23 protein-coding genes and 1 pseudogene are annotated in these 24284 nt (G+C 46.6%); 13 read left to right on the top strand and 11 right to left on the bottom strand.

Annotated features, from left to right (window positions below; genetic code table 11):
- Positions 1-62: 62 nt before the first annotated feature.
- Positions 63-955, top strand: a pseudogene (locus ATB78_RS22765) (DMT family transporter).
- Between the two features lie 135 nt (positions 956-1090).
- Here ATB78_RS22765 and gpmM read toward each other — a convergent pair.
- A complete protein-coding gene (gene gpmM, locus ATB78_RS22760; protein ID WP_045417434.1) occupies positions 1091-2623 on the bottom strand; it encodes a 2,3-bisphosphoglycerate-independent phosphoglycerate mutase in 1533 nt (510 codons plus the stop codon).
- 486 nt (positions 2624-3109) lie between these two features.
- Here gpmM and ATB78_RS22755 point away from each other — a divergent pair, with 486 nt between their 5' ends.
- From ATB78_RS22755 to ATB78_RS22735, 5 genes are all read left to right on the top strand, one after another.
- Positions 3110-3544, top strand: a complete 435-nt coding sequence (locus ATB78_RS22755; protein WP_005425033.1) for a rhodanese-like domain-containing protein — start codon at positions 3110-3112, stop codon at positions 3542-3544.
- Positions 3545-3745: 201 nt separating this feature from the next.
- Positions 3746-4210 (top strand): protein-export chaperone SecB, encoded by a 465-nt coding sequence (secB, locus tag ATB78_RS22750; RefSeq protein ID WP_005440506.1) that lies wholly within the window; start codon positions 3746-3748, stop codon positions 4208-4210.
- Between the two features lie 205 nt (positions 4211-4415).
- On the top strand, positions 4416-5453 hold the full coding sequence (gene gpsA, locus ATB78_RS22745; protein ID WP_061010668.1) for an NAD(P)H-dependent glycerol-3-phosphate dehydrogenase: 1038 nt from the start codon (positions 4416-4418) through the stop codon (positions 5451-5453).
- Positions 5454-5531: 78 nt separating this feature from the next.
- A complete protein-coding gene (cysE, locus tag ATB78_RS22740) occupies positions 5532-6353 on the top strand; it encodes a serine O-acetyltransferase (protein ID WP_005440502.1) in 822 nt (273 codons plus the stop codon).
- Between the two features lie 26 nt (positions 6354-6379).
- The gene (locus ATB78_RS22735; RefSeq protein WP_032803124.1) at positions 6380-7528 is read left to right on the top strand and encodes a murein hydrolase activator EnvC; all 1149 of its coding nucleotides are present in this window, start codon (positions 6380-6382) and stop codon (positions 7526-7528) included.
- Positions 7529-7623: 95 nt separating this feature from the next.
- Here the strand turns inward: ATB78_RS22735 and ATB78_RS22730 are convergent, their stop codons facing one another.
- The 4 genes from ATB78_RS22730 to epmA all read right to left on the bottom strand — a co-directional run bounded on the left by ATB78_RS22730 (position 7624) and on the right by epmA (position 10779).
- Positions 7624-8580 (bottom strand): acetyltransferase, encoded by a 957-nt coding sequence (locus ATB78_RS22730; RefSeq protein WP_061010666.1) that lies wholly within the window; start codon positions 8578-8580, stop codon positions 7624-7626.
- 186 nt (positions 8581-8766) lie between these two features.
- A complete protein-coding gene (locus ATB78_RS22725) occupies positions 8767-9402 on the bottom strand; it encodes a TetR/AcrR family transcriptional regulator (protein WP_005440488.1) in 636 nt (211 codons plus the stop codon).
- Positions 9403-9423: 21 nt separating this feature from the next.
- A complete protein-coding gene (locus ATB78_RS22720; protein WP_061010664.1) occupies positions 9424-9798 on the bottom strand; it encodes a VanZ family protein in 375 nt (124 codons plus the stop codon).
- A 9-nt stretch (positions 9799-9807) separates the two neighbouring features.
- Positions 9808-10779, bottom strand: a complete 972-nt coding sequence (gene epmA, locus ATB78_RS22715; protein WP_061010662.1) for an elongation factor P--(R)-beta-lysine ligase — start codon at positions 10777-10779, stop codon at positions 9808-9810.
- A 449-nt stretch (positions 10780-11228) separates the two neighbouring features.
- Here epmA and frdA point away from each other — a divergent pair, with 449 nt between their 5' ends.
- The 4 genes from frdA to frdD are packed head-to-tail and all read left to right on the top strand — an operon-like array spanning position 11229 to position 14583.
- Complete coding sequence (gene frdA / locus ATB78_RS22710) at positions 11229-13049, top strand: fumarate reductase (quinol) flavoprotein subunit (protein WP_061010659.1); 1821 nt, start codon at positions 11229-11231, stop codon at positions 13047-13049.
- Positions 13049-13807: a succinate dehydrogenase/fumarate reductase iron-sulfur subunit gene (locus ATB78_RS22705; protein WP_005440483.1), complete on the top strand. Its 759-nt coding sequence runs from the start codon at positions 13049-13051 to the stop codon at positions 13805-13807. The genes frdA and ATB78_RS22705 overlap by 1 nt, the downstream gene beginning before the upstream one ends.
- A gap of 2 nt (positions 13808-13809) precedes the next feature.
- Positions 13810-14193, top strand: coding sequence for a fumarate reductase subunit FrdC (gene frdC, locus ATB78_RS22700; protein ID WP_005440480.1), 384 nt, complete (start codon positions 13810-13812; stop codon positions 14191-14193).
- A gap of 12 nt (positions 14194-14205) precedes the next feature.
- Complete coding sequence (gene frdD, locus ATB78_RS22695) at positions 14206-14583, top strand: fumarate reductase subunit FrdD (RefSeq protein ID WP_005440479.1); 378 nt, start codon at positions 14206-14208, stop codon at positions 14581-14583.
- A 91-nt stretch (positions 14584-14674) separates the two neighbouring features.
- On the opposite strand, the gene ATB78_RS22690 is transcribed toward frdD, so the two are convergent.
- The 3 genes from ATB78_RS22690 to efp form a co-directional block, all read right to left on the bottom strand.
- Positions 14675-15358 carry a nitroreductase family protein gene (locus ATB78_RS22690; RefSeq protein WP_061010657.1) on the bottom strand — a complete coding sequence of 228 codons (684 nt, stop codon included), beginning with the start codon at positions 15356-15358 and terminating at the stop codon, positions 14675-14677.
- A 243-nt stretch (positions 15359-15601) separates the two neighbouring features.
- Positions 15602-17005, bottom strand: coding sequence for an SPFH domain-containing protein (locus tag ATB78_RS22685; RefSeq protein ID WP_041060873.1), 1404 nt, complete (start codon positions 17003-17005; stop codon positions 15602-15604).
- Between the two features lie 273 nt (positions 17006-17278).
- The gene (gene efp, locus ATB78_RS22680; protein WP_005440472.1) at positions 17279-17845 is read right to left on the bottom strand and encodes an elongation factor P; all 567 of its coding nucleotides are present in this window, start codon (positions 17843-17845) and stop codon (positions 17279-17281) included.
- 32 nt (positions 17846-17877) lie between these two features.
- On the opposite strand from efp, the gene epmB reads away from it, so the two are divergent.
- On the top strand, positions 17878-18900 hold the full coding sequence (gene epmB / locus ATB78_RS22675; protein WP_061010655.1) for an EF-P beta-lysylation protein EpmB: 1023 nt from the start codon (positions 17878-17880) through the stop codon (positions 18898-18900).
- A gap of 94 nt (positions 18901-18994) precedes the next feature.
- Positions 18995-19492 carry an MgtC/SapB family protein gene (locus ATB78_RS22670; RefSeq protein ID WP_005440468.1) on the top strand — a complete coding sequence of 166 codons (498 nt, stop codon included), beginning with the start codon at positions 18995-18997 and terminating at the stop codon, positions 19490-19492.
- Positions 19493-19589: 97 nt separating this feature from the next.
- Here the strand turns inward: ATB78_RS22670 and ATB78_RS22665 are convergent, their stop codons facing one another.
- From ATB78_RS22665 to ATB78_RS22655, 3 genes are all read right to left on the bottom strand, one after another.
- Positions 19590-20153, bottom strand: coding sequence for a hypothetical protein (locus ATB78_RS22665; RefSeq protein WP_033006223.1), 564 nt, complete (start codon positions 20151-20153; stop codon positions 19590-19592).
- Positions 20154-20629: 476 nt separating this feature from the next.
- A complete protein-coding gene (gene groL / locus ATB78_RS22660; protein ID WP_005440463.1) occupies positions 20630-22276 on the bottom strand; it encodes a chaperonin GroEL in 1647 nt (548 codons plus the stop codon).
- 73 nt (positions 22277-22349) lie between these two features.
- A complete protein-coding gene (locus ATB78_RS22655) occupies positions 22350-22640 on the bottom strand; it encodes a co-chaperone GroES (RefSeq protein WP_005440461.1) in 291 nt (96 codons plus the stop codon).
- A 228-nt stretch (positions 22641-22868) separates the two neighbouring features.
- Between ATB78_RS22655 and ATB78_RS22650 the strand changes: the two genes are divergently transcribed.
- Entirely contained in the window at positions 22869-24248 is a 1380-nt protein-coding gene (locus ATB78_RS22650; protein WP_039840837.1) for an MATE family efflux transporter, read from the top strand.
- Positions 24249-24284: the final 36 nt, after the last annotated feature.

The raw sequence follows: 24284 nt of genomic DNA, 5'->3' as shown, positions 1-24284 counted from the left end.
CATCTCTATAAATTGATGCATATTAAAGCCTCTCCCCTGCTCTACAAGGATGTCTCGCAATCATGGGTTATGAATGGCTGGCGCTGTGCGCTGCTTTACTATGGGCTGTTTCTAGCTTAATTTCTGTTGTTCCCGCTCAGCATCTTGGGGCGTTTGCCTATAGCCGTTGGCGCATGGGTTGCACCGCGATAATTCTTTCCACGATGGCTTGGATAACGGGTGGTTGGCTGAGTGTCTCGGCGGAACACATTACGCCGATGATGGCGTCCGGTTTGATTGGTATCTTTATTGGCGATACCGCGTTATTCGCTTGTTTGAACCGCATGGGGCCACGCCAAGCAGGCTTGTTGTTTTCTTGTCACGCCGTCTTCTCCGCCATACTGGGTTACTTTCTATTTAGCGAAAGCATGACGGGCATAGAGCTGATTGGTGCAGCCTTAGTTTTTAGCGGTGTCGTCATGGCGATTTTCTACGGCCGACGCGGACAAGCCAGTAACACGCTAGAGGAAATCAAAGGCAACGTTTGGATTGGCGTCGGACTCGGTTTAACTGCCGCTATGTGTCAGGCTCTGGGCGGCATTATTGCTAAACCTGTCATGCAAACCAGTGTCGATCCAGTCGCCGCTTCCGCGATTCGTATGATCAGTGCTTTCGTCGCACATTGCGCACTTTGGTTAATTGGCGCAAAAGTCGCTCGCGCGACTCAGACCATCACATGGAAAGTTTTTGGCATTACCGCATTAAACGGCTTTTTGGCTATGGCGGTGGGTATGACGTTGATTCTATACGCTCTGCGTGAAGGTAATGTCGGGATGGTGGCTCTGCTTTCTTCAACAACACCAATCATGTTGCTGCCATTGTTGTGGGTTTACACTAAGAAACGTCCGAATCGATTCGCTTGGTTTGGTTTGGCGCAGCACTGGCGGTCATAGGTACTGGTATCTTAGTGCAATAGGTCAGATTCAATAAGGGGCAGTTGACCTTAGTAATTGTTGAGCTTCGTAACTCACCGCCTTACCGAACACAGAATTACAGACATAAAAAAGCCCGAGTCGAGCTCGGGCTTTTATCATTCTGAATCGTCAGTTAATTACTTAACTAGCACTTCACCAGACATTTCTGCAGGGATTTCTAGACCTGCTAGAGAAAGCATTGTTGGTGCAAGGTCAGACAGTTTACCGCCTTCTTTGAACTCAACCGCTTTATCACCTACGTAGATTAGAGGTACTGGTAGGTTAGTGTGAGCAGTGTGGATGCCGCCCGTTTCTGGGTCGATCATCATCTCTGCGTTACCGTGGTCCGCAGTGATCAGTAGCTGACCACCCACTTCTTTGATTGCTTCAACCACTTTACCAACGCTTTCGTCTAGTGCTTCGATAGCTTGCTCAGCCGCTTCGTAAACACCAGTGTGACCAACCATATCTGCGTTCGGGTAGTTACAGATGATAGTATCGAACTTACCAGACTTGATAGCAGCAACCATCTTCTCTGTTAGCTCTGGAGAGCTCATTTCTGGCTGCATGTCGTAAGTTGCTACTTTTGGAGAAGCAACAAGTTGACGCTCTTCACCTTCGAATTCGTTCTCAACACCACCGTTGAAGAAGAAGGTTACGTGCGCGTATTTCTCTGTTTCAGAGATACGTAGCTGAGTTTGACCTTGCTTAGATAGCCACTCACCGTAAGTGTTTTCTAGAGACGCAGGTGGGAATGCGATAGCTAGAGGGATATCAGCCGCGTATTGAGTCAGCATCACGAAGTTGATTGCTGGGAATACAGCGCGCTCGAAGCCGTCAAATGCAGGAACGAATGCACGAGTGATTTGACGTGCACGGTCAGCACGGTAGTTCATGAAGATAACCGCATCGCCATCTTGCATGATTGCGTCTTCTTGACCTTCTGCTTTGATAGCTGTTGCTTTAACGAATTCGTCGTTTTCTTCACGAGCGTAAGCCGCTTCTAGACCTGCAACTGCCGTTTCTGCTGTGAACTCAGCTTTCGCTTGAGTTAGAAGATCGTAAGCAACTTGAACGCGATCCCAGTTGTTGTCACGGTCCATTGCGTAGTAACGACCCACTAGAGAAGCAACGCGACCTTTACCTAGTTTCGCAAATAGGTCTTGGAAACGTTGTAGTGAGTTTTCAGCACTACGTGGTGGCGTATCACGGCCGTCTAGGAAGCAGTGTAGGTAGATTTTCTCAGCGCCACGAGCTGCTGCCATTTCAACCGCTGCGTAGATGTGGTCTTCGTGAGAGTGAACACCACCAGGGGACATAAGACCCATGATGTGTACTGCTTTCTCAGCTTTTACTGCAGAGTCGATAGCTTCAACTAGTGCTGCTGTTTCAGCGAATTCACCGTCAGCGATAGACTTAGTGATACGAGTTAGATCTTGGTATACAACGCGACCTGCACCGATGTTGGTGTGACCAACTTCTGAGTTACCCATTTGACCGTCAGGTAGACCAACGTCCATGCCTGAAGCAGAGATTAGAGTGTTAGGGTTGTTCGCAATTAGTGCATCCATTACTGGTGTTTTAGCATTTGCAATTGCGTTACTTGCTGTGTCTTCACGGTAACCGTAACCGTCAAGGATAACTAGAGCCAATGGCTTCTTAGCAGACATAGTGATGACCTCATCAAATTTAAGTAACTTTCGGTGTAGAGCTTCGCTGCTCTATCTAACCTTGAAACAAAACTAGCGTAATTTTACTACACTTTTTAACCAAAACTGTAGGTTAAGATCAAATAATGTTTGCGATTTATTGTTGCTATCTTACAAGTTAGCAAGCAATCCGACTCAGTCAGCAAACGTGTTCCACAAGCATAGTCACTTTCAAGACGCTTTGTACGACCACCGAAATACTTTGGTGAAAAACTTTTTGTTGTGACCCATTGTGCGCTTTTTCGACCAGAAGTGAAGTCAATTACGCCGATTGAATTGATAGGAGGAAGTGATAATAAGATTGCATGAATAGCGCATCAGAAAAGCCTTGGGGCAAGCGCGTAGATCTCAATTATTCGTTAGAAAATTTTAACCCTCTCGCCTAAGACGGCTAACCCCGCTATACTCCTGCTTTATTTTTCCGCCAACATTGCAAGAGCTCAAGACATGCAAGAGTACATTGATTTTTTCCAACAGAACATGATTCTATCTTTGGTTTGGGTAGGTCTTCTTGTCGCATTTATCATGAACCTCGTGAAATCAGCGACAGCCGCATACAAAGAGATTAACGTAAACCAATTGACTCACCTTATGAACCGTGAAAACGGCGTTGTGGTGGATATCCGCTCTAAAGATGAGTTCAAACAAGGTCATATCACCGACGCACTTCACATTTTGCCGTCTGATATTAAAGCAGGTAACTTTGGTAGCCTTGAAAACCGTAAATCAGACCCAATCATTGTGGTATGCAAAACGGGTCAAACCGCTCAAGAAAGTGCAAACCTACTAGCTAAAGCAGGCTTCGAAAACGTAAGCCTACTGAAAAACGGTTTGATTGCATGGAACGAAGCGAACCTTCCACTAGTACGTGGTAAGAAATAAGGTCGCGGTAAAACAATTTTGCCAGCCTCGTTTATATAAACTGAGCAAATTGAAAGCAGTTGAAGCACTAAGTTGTGATGCTTTGCACGTAATAAGCGCTTCATCTAGTCAAGGTAGATTTGCTCAGTTAGTCTCAGGACAAACCATATTTCTGGGTTTAGATAATCCTAGACCCAACAAATGTTTATTAAGGATTTAAAAATGGCTGAAGCAGCACCACAAGACGCACAACAAAACTTTGCAATTCAACGCATCTTCCTAAAAGACGTTTCTTTCGAAGCGCCTAACTCTCCAGTAATCTTCCAAAAAGAGTGGAACCCAGACGTTAAACTAGACCTAGACACTCAAAGCCGTGAGCTTGGTGAAGGTGTTTACGAAGTAATTCTACGTCTAACTGTTACTGTTAAGAACGAAGAAGAAACAGCGTTCCTATGTGAAGTTCAACAAGGTGGTATCTTCACTGCTGAGCAAATGGAAGCAGGTCAACTTGCACATTGCCTAGGCGCATTCTGCCCGAACATCCTATTCCCATACGCTCGTGAAACTATCTCAAGCCTAGTGGTTAAAGGTACGTTCCCTCAACTGAACCTAGCGCCAGTTAACTTCGACGCACTATTCATGAACTACCTACAACAGCAAGCTCAACAAGGCGAAGCTGAAGCGTAATTCACGTTTTGTAAGTGACGTGTTGTCCTTCATAGAGAATGAGCACACGTCACATACCTGAAGAAAATGCACAAAGCGTCCTCTCTGCGATGCAATGTGCATTTTTTATTTCTGATAAAAGTTCCTAGTTCCTAACCCCTTGAGAGCGTAAACTCTAGCGATTATGAACTAGATTCTACTAGTAGAAAGACAATTAGGCGGTAGCATGACACAAGCAAATACAAACAATGCTTACGGTAAAGACATCGCAATGACTGTGATCGGTGCTGGCTCATACGGCACTTCTTTGGCAATCTCCCTTGCTCGTAACGGCGCGAACGTCATCCTTTGGGGTCACGAGCCAGAGCACATGGCACGCCTTGAAGCAGACCGTGCCAACCACGAATTCCTACCTGGTATTGATTTTCCAGAGAGCTTGATCATTGAATCGGATTTAGAAAAAGCCGTTCAAGCAAGCCGTGACTTGTTAGTTGTGGTTCCTAGCCACGTTTTCGGCATCGTACTAAAAAGCTGTCAGCCTTTCCTACGTGAAGATTCTCGCATCTGTTGGGCAACCAAAGGTCTTGAGCCAGAAACCGGTCGTCTGCTAAAAGAGGTGGCGTTCGACATCATCGGTGACAGCTATTCGCTAGCGGTACTGTCTGGCCCTACGTTTGCTAAAGAGCTTGCGATGGGCATGCCTACTGCTATCTCTGTTGCCTCTCCAGACGCAGACTTCGTTGCTGACCTGCAAGAGAAGATTCACTGCAGCAAAACTTTCCGTGTCTACGCAAACAACGACTTTATCGGCATGCAACTTGGCGGTGCGGTGAAGAACGTTATCGCGATTGGCGCAGGTATGTCTGATGGTATCGGCTTTGGTGCCAACGCTCGTACCGCATTGATTACACGTGGTTTGGCAGAAATGAGTCGTCTTGGCGCAGCTCTGGACGCACAACCTGAAACGTTTATGGGCATGGCTGGCTTGGGCGACCTTGTTTTGACTTGTACCGATAACCAATCGCGTAACCGTCGTTTTGGTTTAGCACTAGGTCAAGGTAAAGACGTCGACACTGCGCAAGAAGAAATCGGTCAAGTCGTTGAAGGCTACCGCAACACCAAAGAAGTTTGGATGCTCTCTCAGCGCATGGGCGTAGAGATGCCAATTGTTGACCAAATTTATCAAGTATTGTATCAAGGAAAAGATGCACGCCTGGCAGCGCAAGATTTACTTGCTCGTGACAAAAAAGCCGAAGGAAAGTAGCACCCTAGCTCCCTTTGCACCTCATCTGAGAAGAATAGAAGTTGTCGGGTCACGGAAGAACCACTCAGGATATTGAGAATGAAACACTGCGAAAAACAAAAAGTCTGGAACAAAATCGTTTCAGAAGCCCGTGAGATGTCAGAGCAAGAGCCTATGCTGGCGAGCTTTTATCATGCGACCATTATTAAGCATGACAGCTTGTGTGCCGCATTAAGCTATATTCTGGCCAACAAATTAAACACTGCATCGATGCCTGCTATGGCAGTGCGTGAAGTGGTTGAAGAGGCATTTGCTGCCGATCCTACTATCACGGACGGCGCAGCTTGTGACATTTGTGCCACGGTCAATCGCGACCCTGCGGTTTCTATGTACTCAATGCCATTATTGTACTTAAAGGGCTACCATGCACTGCAAGGCTACCGAGTAGCAAACTGGTTGTGGAAGCAAGGTCGTCACGCTCTTGCGACATATCTACAAAATCAGATTTCTGTGGCGTGTCAGGTCGATATTCACCCTGCAGCGCGCATCGGTAGTGGTATCATGCTAGACCATGCAACTGGCATCGTGATTGGTGAAACGGCTGTCGTGGAAAACGACGTGTCTATTTTGCAGGACGTCACCCTTGGTGGTACCGGCAAAGAATGCGGTGACCGTCACCCGAAAATTCGCGAAGGCGTCATGATCGGCGCAGGTGCAAAGATTCTTGGCAATATTGAAGTTGGTCAAGGGGCGAAAATCGGCTCTTGTTCTGTGGTATTGCAAGCAGTGCCACCCCACACAACTGTGGCTGGTGTGCCTGCAAAAATCGTTGGTCGTCCGAAAACGGACAAACCTTCTCTCGATATGGATCAAGGCTTTAATGGCAAATCGCAAAGCTTTATCCATGGAGATGGTATTTAATCGTCATCTGATCCTTTGACAATAATGTGGTAGGTAACTCTCAAGTGCGAAAACAAAATCACCCAGTGCTACGCTCGGCTATTTTATTAACTTGTGCTTTATCTGCCACATATCCCCTCACCTCTTCCGCTGCCAGTCAGCAAGAGTTAAAAGGCGTTTCTAGCGAAATCAGCCGTCAGCGTAAATCGCTCACTTCTCAAGAAAAACAACTTAACGATCTGCAAAAGTCGCTTAAAGACCAAGAGCTTGGCATCTCGAAACTAGAAAGAGAAATTAAGCAAACTAAGGCGGAATTAGCGCAAGCCGATCAGAACATTAATAAGTTGGAAGAGAAAATTGCACTGCAAGAAGGCCAGCGCCAAGCGCAAGAGGAAGAGCTAAAACAGCTCATTCAAACCTACTACGTGACAGAGCGCGCCAAAGCCAATGGACATCTGCTCAATGAAGGGGTTGAAGAAGATCGTATCAGCCAATATTTCCAACACTTAGCGAAAGCTCGTGCGGAGGTTATTGATGCCATTACTAAAACCACTCAAGAATTGGCGCACAATAAAAACCAACTTGAGTTGGAAAAAGAACAGATAGAAACCTTGCTTAAGCAGCAATCGGAAAAGCGCTCGTCATTGGCAAGCACGCAATCAAAACGTAAAGGCACGCTAAGCAAGATTCAGAAAAGCATCAAAGACGACAAACGTTACCTTTCAGAACTGCAACGCAACGAAACCCGCCTAAAAGCGGAAATTGCGAAAGCCGCGAAACGTAACGCAGTACCGATGGATGGTATTGCGAAACAACGTGGCAAACTGCCTTGGCCACTCAAAGGCCGAGTCTTGCATAACTTCGGAACCAGACAAACTGGCCAAGTAAACTGGAAAGGCATGGTGCTTTCAGCAAGCTACGGTCAACAAGTCAAAGCCGTTTACCCAGGTACCGTTGTATTCGCCGAATACTTGCGTGGTTATGGTCTAGTCGTTCTGCTCGACCATGGTAAAGGTGACATGACGCTCTACGGTTACAACCAAGCATTGACCAAGAAAGAAGGCGATAAGGTAACAGCCGGTGAAGTGATTGCCCTTGCGGGTGATACAGGTGGTCAAGACAGACCTTCACTGTACTTCGAAATTCGCCGTAACAGTGAAGCGCAAAACCCGAAATCGTGGTTAAAGCGTATGTAGCTGTCGTTGGTAACCCCAGTTCAAAACAGCACTATCAACAAATAAAAGCAAAGGAGCCACTCGGCTCCTTTGTTGTATGTCTATTTTGGAAAATGCTATGCGTAGTAGGTTTCAACCGCATCAATAAAGGAACTAACATCATCTTTGCTTAGCGCATTGATACCCGCCGCAGCCTCTCGACCACCACCTGTAGGGAACTGTCCACACACCGCCACGGCACCTTGCTTGTTATTCAGTGGCGCGCGAAGAGAAACCGTGTAAGTACCGTCTGCATTTTCAGTTAACACCGCATGCGCAGAGTCTGGGGTTTGGTTTGCAAGCCAGTTGCCATAAACACCACTAATTCGACGTGATGCTGCATTGTTTGGCAGTTCAAATAGCTTGAGCTTAACGCTTTCGTGAGTAGCAGGAACCGCCTGCGCCGCATCCATATCTTGTTGATAAGCCGACTGCAATTGGTAGTAAGGTGACGCTTTATCTGCAATCGCATCGAATGGTGAAACGTATTGCTTCAACGCTTGGTACAAGTCCGCTGGGTGAAAATGAAGGTCGTCTACTTTAGAGCCATAGCCGTTGTAGTTGATTAAGGTGCCAAGCTCTTTTAGCTGTGCTTTCTGCTCTTGATTAAGTCCGGCTTTGTCCGCCAATGCATCCGCTTTAGCGATCAAGTTATCGCCATAAGCAGCGGTGATCGCCCATGTATGAAAACGGCCATCAAGCAATTTATCGACAATCAACGCAGTACACATGTTGGCATCGAGATCGATGTGCGCGTCCAAATTACCGTGCTGAGGAATCTCGCCTGCTTTGTGGTGATCGGCGTAGAAAACATGCGCGCCTTGAGCCAAAGCTTGCTCTAGACCTACCATGTTCTTTTCCATTGAAATGTCCAACACTGTCAGCTCATCACCGGCTTGCACATCCACTTTTTCCACCAGTTTGATGTCGCGCTTTACGCCTGTCACCAACTCTGCGCTGATAGGATCCGCTAAGCGCAATTGCAGCAATGCAATGATGCCGTCGGCATCGCCATTAAAAATGTCGTAATTCATTGAACGATAGTTCCTTTATCGAGAATCATCTTCCACTAGAAAGTATGGAAGAGCATGAGTTCTATTGTGCGAAATGAGCACAGCAAGTCAACTCAAGGAAGGAGTTGAAAATGAGAGCTGTGCTCTAAACCTTAAGCGTTGAGCCATACTCTCATTTTCTGAAATGAATAAGGAGGGAAAATAGTATTAACTGTGCAGACGACTCACTGCTTCTTCAAGCAAAAGCAACTGCTCCATGCCCTGCTCGGTCGCCACGGGTTTAACCACGTTAAGCATCTGCAACATGCCTTGTTTCACCATTAGCTCGGTAATATCGGTCTTTGATGACATCGCCGATTGGTAAGCTAACCAGCTACACGCAATAAGGTGAAGCGTACAAACCAGTGATTTCAACTGCTCTTGGTCGACATTCAATAGCTTCAGCGACACAAACTCTTGCATGATTGCAATGAGGTTGGCTTGCAGCTTCTCTTGAACATCAATGTATTCATCATGCAGTTGCTCATCTCGAGAAAGGATTTCTGGCAGGTTCGCGTAGAAAAAACGGTACTTCCACATCAGAGTGAAGATTGAATCGAGGTAGCTTTTCAGCATGGTCAGGCTCTCTTGAGAACCTTGAATTGGAGTAAAGCGTTCTAGCAGTTCCGCAGAGTAAAGCGCGAAAATCTCACGCACGATTTCTTGTTTGTTACGGAAGTGGTAGTAAAGATTGCCTGGGCTAATTTCAATATGATCAGCAATGTGGTTAGTTGTAATATTGCGCTCACCATGTTGGTTAAACAACTCCAGTGCGGCATAAACGATTTTGTCGCGCGTTTTCATGGTTATCGTATTCCCTCTTCATTATCGAATCGAGTATAGCGACTTCACCAACCTAGGTCGATAGAGGCTCCAAATACGGTAACATAGCAGACCAGTTAGAATGCCAATCGAGTTCGCAATCAAGTCGTGCCATGAGGTTTGGCGCCCCACATAACCTTGTAAAACTTCAATCACAGCGCTGAATAACAGAATGCTCAGAGCCACCGTCCAACGCTGACGCCAGCTTGCTACACAGAAACAGCCCAAAAAGCCAAAACCACTGTACGCCATCGCGTGCTGCACCTTATCTAAGTACGCAATATCCCCCCAATCTTGCAACTCTCCAGAGCTCAAAGAGAGGTAAGCAATTAATGTCGCGTAACTCAGTAGCACCAAGCGTGCAGCGGTCAGATTCATCGTCAATCCTTAAGCAATTGGGAATGGGAAAGCAGTCACTTGGTCAATATGGTCACAACCAAGAGCCAACATAATCAGGCGATCAACGCCGAGCGCTACGCCCGCACAGTCTGGTAAGCCTGCTTCTAACGCGCCAATCAAATGATAATCGATCGGCTGTGGCTTCAGACTCATTTCAAGACGCTTAGCATTATCTTGTTCAAAGCGCGCCAATTGTTCTTTCGGGTTATCTAGCTCGTGGAAACCGTTCGCCAACTCAATACCTTTGAAGTACACCTCAAAGCGATCAGCAACGCGATTGTCTTGTGGATTAATCTTCGCTAATGCGGCTTGCGATGCAGGGAAATCATAAACAAATGCAGGCACTTGCTGACCAATCTTCGCTTCCACACCGATGCTGAACAGCAGTTGCAGCAAGGTATCGCGATCCTCCTCAGGCTCAGCAATATCACTTAGCCCTAGCTTAGCCGCGACCACTTTTAGCTCTTGCATAGAGCCTTCTAATGGGCACACGCCTAGCACATCAATAAAAGCTTGCTGGTAAGTCATACGTTCTGCCGCACCACACTTCAGCACCAGTTGAAGTAGGTCATCCATTTCATCCATCAGCTTATGGTGATCAAAGCCAATGCGATACCACTCCAACATGGTGAATTCAGGATTGTGGTGACGACCATTCTCTTCATTACGAAACGCTTTGTTGATTTGGTAGATGCAACCACTGCCTGCAGCAAGTAAGCGCTTCATATGGAATTCAGGGCTAGTCATAAAGAACAGCTTGCTGCCATCGGCATAACCTGGGCCAACAAACTCGGTCTGGAAGGTATGCAAATGAATGTCGGTCACGGTGGCGTGACTCATGGCTGGCGTGTCGACTTCCATCACCTGTCGCTCGGCAAAGAATTGACGAATAGCGGTGATCAACGCGGCACGTTGACGAAGTTGTTCCATAGAAGCAGTAGGTTGCCAGGTCGTTTGCATAACAAGACTCTCAATACATAAGTGAGCGAGGAAAATAGCAATTTTGTCACGCTTTGCCTAGCTCGGCGAGGGGGGATTCATCTTAATTGTATTGGTCTAAATACGAATAAAACTCGATCAGAATTGAAGCAAGCATTCCACGTTCTACAGTACAAAAAACACTCACAACTTACCCTATTATCAATGAGGGTAATGTCGTGCAACACCTGTGTAACATTGAGCAGCTTTACGTTTATCCTTCAACTGTTTCGTGCCGTGATAGCAGTCACATAACCTAGAATTTCTATGCTCTCGTGTGCATTACCGGTGAAAAAACCCAAATACATCAATTTTTCTGCCATAAGGCTCCCCTACACTAACCCTACTACTTTTGAGGGATAGCCTAAAAACGGTGCCCTCACACTCACAATAACAAGCGGATTTCCGCAATCACACACTGGAGGATAACTGTGCAAACTATCACCACAGATATCGCAGTCATCGGCGCAGGCGGCGCTGGTCTTCGTACTGCTATTGCAGCGGCTGAAGCAAACCCGGACTTAGAAGTAGCGCTTATTTCTAAAGTTTACCCAATGCGCTCCCATACGGTTGCTGCAGAAGGTGGCTCAGCAGCAGTTATCAAGGATGAAGATAGCTTAGACAACCACTTCAACGACACTGTTGGCGGTGGTGACTGGCTATGTGAACAGGACGTTGTTGAATACTTTGTAGAGAACGCGACTCGCGAAATGATCCAAATGGAGCAATGGGGTTGCCCATGGAGTCGTAAAGAGAACGGTGAAGTCAACGTACGCCGCTTTGGTGGTATGAAGGTTGAACGTACTTGGTTCGCTGCAGATAAAACTGGCTTCCACATGCTTCACACGCTATTCCAGACGTCGATGAAGTACGACAACATCAAGCGCTTTGATGAGTACTTTGTTGTCGACTTGCTTGTTGATGAAGGTGAAGTACAAGGTCTGATTGCAATCCACATGTCTGAAGGTGAACTAGTTACGATCAAGGCGAAGTCTGTCGTACTAGCAACAGGTGGCGCAGGTCGCGTTTACCACTGTAACACCAACGGCGGTATCGTAACGGGCGACGGCATGGCGATGGCTTACCGTCACGGCGTTCCTCTACGTGATATGGAATTCGTTCAGTACCACCCAACGGGTCTTCCTGGCACAGGTATCCTGATGACTGAAGGTTGTCGTGGTGAAGGCGGTATCATCGTCAATAAAGACGGCTACCGTTACCTACAAGACTACGGTATGGGCCCAGAGACTCCAGTGGGTCAACCTAAGAACAAATACATGGAACTTGGTCCACGTGACAAAGTTTCTCAAGCTTTCTGGCACGAACAACAGAAAGGCAACACCATCAAACACCCTCTTGGTGATGTGGTGCATCTAGACCTTCGCCACCTAGGTGAAGAGTACCTACAAGAGCGTCTACCGTTCATCTGTGAGCTAGCGAAAGCTTACGTGAACGTTGACCCTGCAAAAGAGCCAATTCCAATTCGTCCAACAGTTCACTACACCATGGGTGGTATTGAAACCAACGGCGAATGTGAAACTCGCATTAAAGGTCTATTCGCGGTTGGCGAATGTGCGTCTGTTGGTCTTCACGGTGCAAACCGTCTAGGTTCTAACTCGCTGGCTGAGTTCGTAGTATTCGGTCGCGTTGCGGGTGAACAAGCGGTGAAACGCGCGGCAGAATTCAAAGGCTGGAACGAAGAGTCTATCGCGACTCAAGTGAAAGCTGTAGAAGATCGCATTGCTGCTCTAATGAACCAAGAGGGCGATGAAAACTGGGCAGATATCCGTACTGAAATGGGTCACACCATGGAAGCAGGTTGTGGTATCTACCGCCAAGAAGATTTGATGCAAGCAACGATTGATAAGATCACTGAACTTAAAGCTCGTTACAAGAAAATCAGCATCAAAGACAAAGGCAAAGTGTTCAACACTGACCTTCTATACGCTATCGAAGTGGGTTACGGCCTAGAAGTCGCAGAAGCGATGGTTCACTCTGCAATCCTACGTAAAGAATCTCGTGGTGCGCACCAACGTCTAGACGACGGTTGTACAGAGCGTGATGACGTGAACTTCCTGAAACACTCGCTTGCTTTCTTCAAAGAAGATGCAGCACCAAGTATCGACTACAGCGGTGTGAAGATCACTAAATCTCAGCCAAAAGCACGTCTATACGGTGAAGCGGCAGAGAAAGCTGCAGCAGCTGAAAAAGCCGCTGAAGCAGAAGCGAAGAGCACAGAGGAGCAAGCATAATGTCAGCAAACCGCATTCAAAAAGTAGACATTCTGCGTTACGACCCTGAGAAGGACGCGGAACCATACACGCAAACATTCGAAGTTCCATTTGATGAAACCATGTCTGTACTTGATGCACTTGGCTACATCAAAGATCACCTAGATAAAGATCTGTCTTACCGTTGGTCTTGTCGTATGGCGATCTGTGGTTCTTGCGGCATCATGGTAAACAACGTGCCTAAGCTAGCTTGTAAGAGCTTCCTACGTGATTACCCGAATGGCGTAACTATCGAGCCACTAGCAAACTTCCCAATCGAGAAAGACTTGATCGTTGATATGACGCCGTTCATCGAGCGCCTAGAAGCCATCAAGCCTTACATCATTGGTAACGACCGCAAACCAGAAGACGGCACAAACCTACAAACACCAGAGCAAATGGCGAAATACAAGCAGTTTGCTGGCTGTATCAACTGTGGTCTTTGCTACGCAGCATGTCCTCAGTTCGGTTTGAACCCTGAGTTCATCGGCCCTGCAGCACTGACTCTGGCACACCGTTACAACCTAGACAGCCGTGACAACGGTAAAGATGAGCGTATGAAGCTGATCAATGGTGAAAACGGCGCTTGGGGTTGTACATTCGTAGGTTACTGTTCTGAAGTTTGTCCGAAGAACGTTGACCCAGCAGCGGCAGTAAACCAAGGCAAAGTGGAGTCTTCTATGGACTTCGTGATTGCGATGTTGAAACCTGATGGTTCACCAAAGAAAGTGGAGGCATAAGGATGAGCAACCGTAAACCTTACGTTCGTGAAATAAAACGCACATGGTGGAAGAACCATCCTTTCTACCGCTTCTACATGGTACGTGAAGCAACGGTGCTTCCTCTGATCCTATTCACTATCTTCCTGACTTTCGGTCTAGGTTCATTAGTGAAAGGCCCAGAAGCTTGGCAAGGTTGGTTGGAGTTCATGGCAAACCCTATCGTGGTAGCGATCAACATCGTTGCACTGCTAGGTAGCCTATTCCACGCACAAACTTTCTTCAGCATGATGCCACAGGTAATGCCAATTCGTCTGAAAGGCAAACCAGTGGATAAGAAGATCATCGTTCTGACTCAGTGGGCAGCGGTAGCGTTCATCTCACTGATCGTTCTCATCGTGATGTAAGGAGCTTGAGTAATGAAACCGAATTATAGTGTAAATACAGCACCGAAACGTTCTGATGAGCCAATCTGGTGGGGTCTATTTGGTGCCGGTGGTACTTGGTTTGCGATGATCACGCCAATCACGGTACTCGTACTGGGCATCCTAGTTCCACTAGGTGTGATTGATGCAGAAGCAATGAGCTACGAGCGCGTATCTGAATTCGCGACTAGCATCATTGGCGCACTGTTTATCATCGGTACGCTAGCATTGCCAATGTGGCATGCGATGCACCGTGTACACCACGGCATGCACGACCTTAAATTCCACACAGGTGTGGTAGGTAAAATTGCATGTTACGCGTTTGCAGGTCTTATCTCTGCACTAGCCGTTATCTTTATCTTCATGATTTAAGATACCGACGGAAATGAAAAAAGCTGGCACCTCGCCAGCTTTTTTATTGCCTGCTATTTGTGTTTATCGTCAGTGCTATTCGTTTCAGGCACTATTCAATAAAGGTCGCGATTTCATCCAACGACTTTTTGTGCATCGCATGCTCTGGAATGGTCGCATCTTCTTCCGGATAACCGGTCACAATCAACATGTACGGACGGTCAACATCGTTGTCTCGCCCACAAATCTTGCTCAAGAAACTCATCGGCTTTGGCGTGTGAGTCAACGTCCCCAAACCGGCGTTATGTAATGCTTGAAGCAAAAAGCCCGTCGCAATCCCGACTGACTCGTGAACGTAATAATTGGTTTGTTCCCCATCGTTGCTCATACCGCCTTTCTTTTGCGAAAACACCGCGATCAGCCACGGCGCTTTTTCTAAATACGGCTTACTGGCATTCGTGCCAAGTGGCTTCAGTGCATCTAACCATTCTTGCCCTGCTCGACCTTCATAGAAAGAACGTTCTAATTCTTCGGCGGCTTGACGGATCTGCCCTTTCACTTCTGCACTGTTAATCGCAACAAAATGCCAAGGTTGATGGTTTGCCCCACTAGGTGCCGTACCCGCTGCTCGAATGCAGTGCTCAATGACTTCCTTCGCCACTGGGCGATCAGAGAAACTTCGAATCGAATGACGACGCTGAAGTTGCTCAAGATTATGTACAGCTCTTGCTGCCATTTCTTGCGGAGGGTATTCCACATAATCATTGAGTGGATGGTGTTGCTCTTGATTCGACATAGTGCTTCCTTGCGCTTGTTGGGTGTTGATTCACTATAGCCACAAATTTCGTCCTCGCCTTTTTATCTTCATAAAATCAATGTGATATTGAGATAAAGCGCAAATATTCAGCCGTATTTCACCAACAAAAAAGAGAGGCTGATAACACGTATCAGCCTCTGCATTACTCTGGTTTGTACAGCTACCAGAGCTTTTGGTCACCTATGATCTTTTTGCTTTTTGAGCTTTTGACCACCCATGATCTTATTGCTGTGTGACCTTCTTAGTTTGGTCCATTAAGCCCAACGCACCAAAGCCAGTAATCACATCAAGGTTAGTTTTCAGACCCGTTTCGTCACCACCACCGATGTAGTTTTGTGGCATCTGCACTTGGAAGTTTTGCAGGTTGTTATACAGCGAGTTCGCCACATCTCGGTTCAACTCTGCCAAGTACACTTCTCTGTTTGCCCCCAGTGCTGCGTACTTCGCTTTCAAGACTTCCGCTTCTGCACGGCCTTTTTCCAAAATCGCTTTTGCTTCAAATTCTGCTGATAGAGCATTGGCTTTTTGAATCGCTAGGTTAGCTTCTGCAATCGCTAGCTCTTTCTCTTTTTCCACCTCAGCTAATCGCTTGGTTTTCTCAACTTCGACAATTTCACGCTCCGCAATTTGACGTGCAACTTCGACTTCTTTTTGCTGTGCGATGATCGCAAGCTCTTTGCTACGTTGAGCATCTTGTACTTCACGGGTACGTTGAATCTCTTTACGTAACTGCTCAGTCTCTGCTTGTGCTTTCGAGGTCTCTTGCTCCTGAATCGCACGGATGCGGTCTGCTACTAAGCGCTTTTTATCTGCGAGCAATTGATCAAGCTGCTTCTCTGGTTGCGGGTCACCGATGGTCACCTGCGTCACTTGAATACCGTATTGCTGTAGAGGGTTATCCTGTCGGATTGGTTGGCCTGTGTTGTCCACTACCGGCACCGTCTTCCAAACCAGTTGGTTAGTACGTTGCAGCTGGTTCGCGTTCGACTGATTCGCACCAACCGGAGCTAGGTCTAGCTCTTCCACTTCTACCTGACGACGCTCAGTCAGATAAATACCTTCACGCAGTTGGTCACCCAATTTGGATTTGAACTGGTTCAAGCCGCCTTGGAAAAACTCTTCACCTGTGTATTGAGTCGCGGTAATCACTGTCACGTTACGTGCGTTCTTCACCAACAATGCATCAATTAGGTTACTGTTGTTGCGGAACTCTTTATGCATCTTCTTAACCGCTTCTGGGTCATTGCTGAGCTTAAAGCGGAATGTCACCGGAATTTGACCAATGTAGGTATCGGCAAAGCGAACCTGAATCGCATCAAGGCGTTGATAAAAATCTTCGCCCTTGCTGTTACCAAATGACACGGTGATCACTTGGTCATACTTAGTGATCTTGGACAAAAACGGCATACGAAAGTGAATGCCCGGCTCTGTGAATACGTCCAACTCACCAGTGATGTTGTTCTGATGCACATAGCTATAACCCGCATCGGTCATCAGCACTGAGCTGTTAATCGTTAAGCCTATTGCCAGCAGCGGAATACCAAATACGGCTGCTTTCAATCCTTTATGTAGTAACTGACGTCTCTCTTCCACCTTTAAACCTCGTCCTAAGCCTCTGCTTTCCATTTTGTTCTCCTTATTGGATTGTCATTGAGTTAAATCGATAAAAATCAAATTGCTATGCAACTCGCTGACAACGAGGACTAATGTATCAAATTGTTACATTAAGAAATAATCGAAAGATTCATGAAATAAATAAGACTTTTACGAATAATACAAAATCATCAGAGATTTGCGGAGGATATCGATGTTTTGCACAGAGGCATCAAAGAGAGGAAAATAGCGGGCAATAAAAAAGGCCGCCGAAGCGACCTTTTCAATCAGAAAGTCTAAGGTGAATTACTTCACACGACCTACGTATTCACCAGTACGAGTGTCAACTTTGATCACTTCGCCGATTGCGATGAATAGTGGTACACGTACTACAGCGCCAGTTGATAGTGTTGCTGGTTTACCACCTGTACCTTGAGTATCACCTTTCAGACCTGGATCTGTGTCAGTAACTTCTAGTTCAACGAAGTTTGGTGGAGTAACAGTAATTGGGTTACCGTTCCAAAGCGTGATCATACAAGTGTTGTTTTCTACCAACCACTTAGCGTTTTCACCAACCGCTTTCAAGTCAGCAGCGATCTGCTCGAAAGTTTCGTTGTTCATAAAGTGGTAGAATTCGCCGTCTGAATATAGATAATCTAGGTCGATATCCATTACGTCTGCCACTTCACAAGTGTCACCAGACTTGAATGTTTTCTCTAGCACTTTACCAGAAAGAAGTTTACGAATTTTAACGCGGTTGAACGCTTGGCCTTTACCTGGTTTAACGTATTCGTTTTCCAGAATTACACAAGGCTCGTTATCAAGCATTAACTTAAGGCCGCCTTTAAATTCATTGGTGCTAACTGTAGCCATTTTTTCCTCTTACATTCTTAGAGCTAAATTCAATGCCGCACATAATAACCCGAAAAGTCGAATCTGTTGAGCAAAACTGGCTCAAACAGTTAGCGAATGGGATCTCCGATCCTGCAAAATTGCTGGAAATGTTGGAAATCGATCCTTCACCGTGGCAGGACGGGTTCACTGCGCGTAAGCTGTTTGCACAGCGTGTACCGCAAAGTTTTGTCGATAGGATGGAAAAAGGCAATCCTTACGATCCACTTTTGCGCCAAGTATTACCTTTGAGCGAAGAGTTTGAAGTACATGAAGGCTATTCGAATGATCCTTTGGAAGAGCAAGACAACGAGCTGCCTGGATTACTGCACAAATACCGCAATCGCGCATTGATGATCGTGAAAGGTGGTTGTGCGGTGAATTGCCGCTACTGCTTCCGCCGCCACTTCCCTTACCAAGAGAATAAGAGTGGCAAGCAAGCATGGACTAAGTGCTTGGAGTACATGGCACAGCAACCAGAGCTCAATGAAGTGATCTTCTCTGGTGGTGATCCTCTGATGGCCAAAGACGATGAGATCCACTGGCTTCTTGAACACATCGCAAAAATCCCACACATCAAACGCCTGCGTATTCATAGCCGCTTGCCTGTGGTGATCCCTGCACGTATTACCGATGAACTATGCCACCTACTTCGCGCTTCTCGTCTACAGATCGTATTGGTGACGCACATTAACCACGCCAACGAAATCAACGCTGAGTTTGCAGCTCAAATGGCGAAGCTAAAGCAAGCTGGTGTCACTCTGCTTAACCAAGGTGTACTGCTGAAAGACGTTAACAACAGCGTTGAAGCACAAGTTGCACTGAACGAAGCGTTATTTGATGCTGGCATTTTGCCTTACTACTTGCACGTTTTAGATAAAGTCCAAGGCGCGGCGCATTACTTTGTTTCCGACGAAGAAGCCAAAGAAATCATGCGCGGTGTGATCACGCGAGTTTCTGGCTACCTAGTGCCTAAGCTCACCCGTGAAATTGGCGGTCGCCCAAGTAAAACACCACTGGATCTGCATCTAGAATAAGTTGCTTACCGTATAAAGATTGTCGTTACGAGCAAAAGCTTTTGTTCGATCAGGCGGTCTTATCTATGCATACTCCGCAAATTTGGAGGTTAAGATGCAAGCAACTTTTGAACACCTTTTCGATCTTGGCCCTTTTAGTTGGGCTGCGCTGCTTTGTTGTGCCATCAATGGTTTGATGATTGGCATAGAGCGCCAAACTCGCGGTAAACCTGTTGGTATTCGTACCGCAATTTTAGTTATCTCAGGTACTTACCTATTTATGTCGATGGCGGTATCGCTCTCGCCAAATACATTAGATCAAGCCCGTGTACTTGGTCAGATCATTACTGGCGTCGGCTTTTTAGGTGCCGGTGTGATGATGACTCAAGACGGCAAAATTCACGGCGTGACTTCAGCAGCCGTCATTTGGGTGTTGGCGGGGCTAGGCTTGATGATTGGCTTAGGTTACTTATCACAGTCGATCATCATTACTGTATTGGCACTGACCGTTTTACTCGGTGTGGACAAGGCGGAAAACCGCGTCAAAGCATTGCGCCGTGGTGTGCACCAGAAAATGCAGCAACGAAAAACATCAACGCGTTTAGTTAAGTAATCAAGCACAATAAAAAAGACCCCGACATCATGCCGGGGTCTTTTTGTATCTGGCGTTAAGTTAGGAAGGTGACTTAACTTTTGGCGAAGATCGCTGATTATTTAGCGAAGTTCACGATTGGGAAACACTTGAAGAAGCCGTTGTCCGCACAGTTTAGAAGACCAATTTGAACACCGTCGATTTGGTCAGTCATGTTGAAGAAACCTAGCTGGAAGTTAGATTTTTTAGAGATACTTGCCAGACCGATGTCTGCCATTGTGTAACCTTCAGAGTAGTTCACAGCACTCCAGTTTAGACCTTCAACGTTGTTAGTCACGTTTACCGCACCTAGGTTAAGACCCGTTGTTTGGCCTTGGTTCCAGTTGAATAGACCTAGAGAAACACCCTTCATTTCTTGGTTTACTTTAGACGCACCAAAGAAAAGACCGAAGTTCACACCAGTAGTACGATCTGTTTCAGACATACCTAGTAGAGAGAAATCGACACCTTTTACTTCGTTCACTTGACCGTGAAGAACCGCAAGACGAACACCGCCAACAGAAGAGTTAGAAGGCGCGTTAGTGTTGTCGATAGTAGAGAACATAACTGGTGAGCTATCAGCAAGAGCAACAGGTGAAGCGATAACGGCTGCAACAGCCAGTGACGTCATTAGCTTTTTCATTTTTATCTCCATGGGGGAATTTAGTGTTTACAACACACTGTAATGTTCAAAGTTTGCGTCATTTTAACCAAATAAATGTTAGCGGGAAGTCATATTTAACCGCTTGAATAAACAAGCAATTGATTCATCAAACTTATTTTTCTGCATTTTCCCTGACCGTTTGCGCACAATAGCCACACAATTGCGTATTTTTAAACCAATTAACCTGATAAAAATTAAGCGTAATAATTACTCGCTAACTATCAGATTAAAAAGAAAAAGTAAGAATAAACCTACAAACTTACGCACAAAAAGCTCTGTCCCAAAGTAACAGACACAAAAAAGCCGAGGCATTCACCTCGGCTTCCAAGTTTGGTTTGGTCGGTTGTCTTTAAGCTATAACGTCTTAGAGCAAAGAGAAAGCGCGGAGTTTACACACGTAAATGAGCACTTTCGATGCAGCTATAAGGCGTTAGAGCGACAAGACAAGCAGCAAATTACATCATGCCGCCCATACCACCCATACCGCCCATACCACCCATATCAGGCATACCTGCGCCATCTTTTTGTGGTAGGTCAGTAACCATCGCTTCAGTTGTGATCATTAGACCTGCTACTGATGCTGCGAATTGTAGTGCGCTACGAGTTACTTTAGTTGGGTCTAGGATACCCATCTCTAGCATGTCGCCGTATTCGCCTGTTGCTGCGTTGTAGCCGTAAGAACCTTCACCTGCTTTCACGTTGTTCGCTACTACTGACTCTTCGTCACCTGCGTTCTTCGTGATTTGACGGATTGGCGCTTCCATTGCACGTAGTGCAACGCGGATACCAACGTTTTGCTCTTCGTTGTCACCTTCTAGGTCAACAATCTTAGATGCAGCGCGGATTAGTGCAACACCACCACCAGCAACTACGCCTTCTTCAACCGCTGCGCGAGTCGCGTGTAGTGCGTCTTCTACGCGGTCTTTCTTCTCTTTCATTTCAACTTCAGTTGCTGCACCAACTTTGATTACTGCAACACCGCCTGCTAGCTTAGCAACGCGTTCTTGTAGTTTCTCTTTGTCGTAGTCTGAAGTTGCATCTTCGATTTGCTGACGGATTTGAGCAACACGACCTTGGATCATTGCTTCTTCACCCACGCCATCGATGATGGTTGTGTTTTCTTTTGTGATTGCAACGCGCTTCGCTTGACCTAGGTCTTCTAGTGCTACTTTTTCTAGCTCTAGACCGACTTCTTCAGAAATCACGATACCGCCAGTTAGGATAGCGATGTCTTGTAGCATTGCTTTACGACGGTCACCGAAACCAGGCGCTTTCACTGCTGCTACTTTAACGATGCCACGCATGTTGTTCACAACCAGTGTTGCTAGTGCTTCACCTTCTACGTCTTCAGCGATGATCAGTAGTGGGCGAGATGCTTTTGCTACTGCTTCTAGTGCTGGAAGAAGTTCACGGATGTTCGATACTTTCTTATCGATCAGAAGGATGAATGGGTTTTCTAGATCAACGCTGCCTGCTTCTTGGTTGTTGATGAAGTAAGGAGATAGGTAACCGCGGTCGAACTGCATACCTTCTACTACGTCTAGCTCATCTTGTAGCGCTTGACCTTCTTCAACAGTGATAACACCGTCGCGGCCAACTTTTTCCATTGCTTCAGCAATGATGTTACCTACGCTTGAGTCAGAGTTCGCAGAGATAGTACCAACCTGTGCGATTGCTTTAGTGTCGTTACACTCAACAGACAGCTCTTTTAGTTGCTCAACCGCTGCGATAACTGCTTTGTCGATACCGCGCTTAAGATCCATTGGGTTCATACCCGCTGCTACTGCTTTTAGACCTTCGTTTACGATTGCTTGCGCTAGTACGGTTGCTGTTGTTGTACCGTCACCCGCTGCGTCGTTTGCTTTAGACGCAACTTCTTTAACCATTTGTGCGCCCATGTTCTGGAACTTGTCTTCCAGCTCAATTTCACGCGCTACTGATACACCATCTTTAGTGATTGTTGGTGCACCAAAAGATTTGTCTAGAACTACGTTACGACCTTTAGGACCCAGTGTTACTTTCACTGCGTCCGCTAGAACGTTTACGCCTTCTAGCATTTTAACTCGTGCGTCATTACCAAATTTAACGTCTTTAGCAGCCATCTTTGATTTCCTTTCTAAATTCTGTTTTTGATTGCGTTTTGAATCAGAGCAAAAAATTACTCAACGATTGCTATTAGTCGACAATAGCCATGATGTCGTTTTCAGACATGATAAGAACTTCTTTGCCGTCGATCTTCTCAGTCTTAGTGCCGTAACCTTCAGCGAAGATAACGGTATCACCAACTTTAACGTCCAGCGGTAGCACTGTGCCGTTCTCTAGGATGCGGCCTTTACCCACAGCTAGAACAACACCGCGAGTCGATTTTTCCGCAGCAGAACCAGTTAAAACGATGCCACCAGCTGACTTAGATTCAACTTCTTTACGTTCAACGATAACTCGGTCATGTAATGGACGAATGTTCATCGGTCGTCTCTCCTGAAAATTTCCATGATTATTTGATAATTGCCCGCTCAGGGGCACGTGATCTGTATATAAGGGCAAAGCTAAGGATCCCAAGGGGTAGACGTGAAATTTTTGTGACTTAGTTAAAATAACCAGCAGCTAAGCAACGGTTTGCGTGCGAAATGCTCGCTCGCCGAGGCAATGGCTTTCTTGTATCCTTGCCCTTCCCTCACCAGATAGACGTCAAAAATGTTGGAAAAGAATAAGCCGGGCAACCAGGCCGAAGACAAACATGGTTTGTTGACCGCCCCCATTCCCGACACCTTACGCAAAATGACCGTACCCATGACCATGGGCATGATCGCGATTTTGATGTTTAACTTGGTCGATACCTTCTTCATCTCGTTATTAGGTACACAAGCGCTCGCGGCGATCAGTTATACCTTCCCAGTAACCTTTGCGGTGAACTGCATCACCATGGGTATTGGTATGGGATTGTCGACCAATATCGGCCGCCTGCTTGGTCAAGGACATGCATCTCAAGCAGCTCGCTTTACCAGCCATGGTTTATTGCTCGCCGTTGTTTTAGTCACGATCGCCTCGACGCTAGGTTTCTTTACTATTGAGCCGCTGTTCAGCTTACTCGGGGCAAAAGAAGACTCGATTCCACTGATTGAGCAGTACATGCAGGTCTGGTATCTGACCATTCCCCTGCTGGTGATCCCAATGGCAGGCAATAGCGCTATTAGGGCGACAGGTGACACCAAAACCCCAGCCAAGATCATGATGCTCGCAGGGCTTATCAACGGCATTCTCGATCCGCTGCTGATCTTTGGTTACGGACCTTTCCCTGAGCTCGGTATTCAGGGCGCTGCTATCGCCAGTGCATTCAGTTGGTTTGGCGCGCTCTGCGGGTCTTTCTATGTATTGGTGAAACGCGAGAAATTACTTGCCGCACCGCACTGGTCGCTCATCAAACAAGACTGGCAACAAACCTTAAAAATAGGCACGCCAGCTGCTCTGTCGAACGCAATGAACCCATTATCGGGCGCGATTCTGATGATGATACTTTCCAGCCACGGTACTGCAGCGGTTGCGGCTTATGGCGCAGCGCAGCGTATTGAATCGATTTTGATTTTGGTGCTGATGTCGCTGACCTCTGCGCTCACCCCGTTTATGGCGCAAAACTTTGGGGCTAATAACCCTGCTCGTGCGTTCTCTGGCTGGTTCCTGAGCATGCGCTTTGCGGTGGTCTTCCAAGGCTTTATCTTTTTGATGATGGTGCCTCTCAGCATTCCTCTTGCTGCGCTTTTCTCTCAAGAAGCAGCGGTAAAAGACTTGTTGTGGCATTACCTCTTAGTCGTGCCATTTAGCTACGGCTTCCAAGGGATTGTGATGATGTTGGTGAGTGGCTATAACGCGATGCACAAACCGCTGCGAGCCTTCCAGTGGAGCTTTATGCGCTTGTTCGTCTTTACGTTACCAGCGGCATGGATAGGCAGTCAGCTTTATAGCATCGAAGGTTTGTTTATTGGTATTGCTCTGGGTAACACATTGGGCGGCTTGTTAGGCTATCTCTTTGCCCTGCGCGAGCGTCGCCTGACGTTAGCAGAGCACGCAAGTTCTTAACTCGGCACAAAGCCTGTCTCAAGCAAACTTCAGCTC

Origin of the sequence: Vibrio sp. CUB2 (genome assembly GCF_001557945.1) — a bacterium.
In the GTDB taxonomy this organism is placed as follows: Bacteria; Pseudomonadota; Gammaproteobacteria; order Enterobacterales; family Vibrionaceae; genus Vibrio; species Vibrio owensii.
The sequence above is the reverse complement of the archived record's forward strand: the minus strand, read 5'-3'. Positions and strand labels throughout refer to the sequence as shown.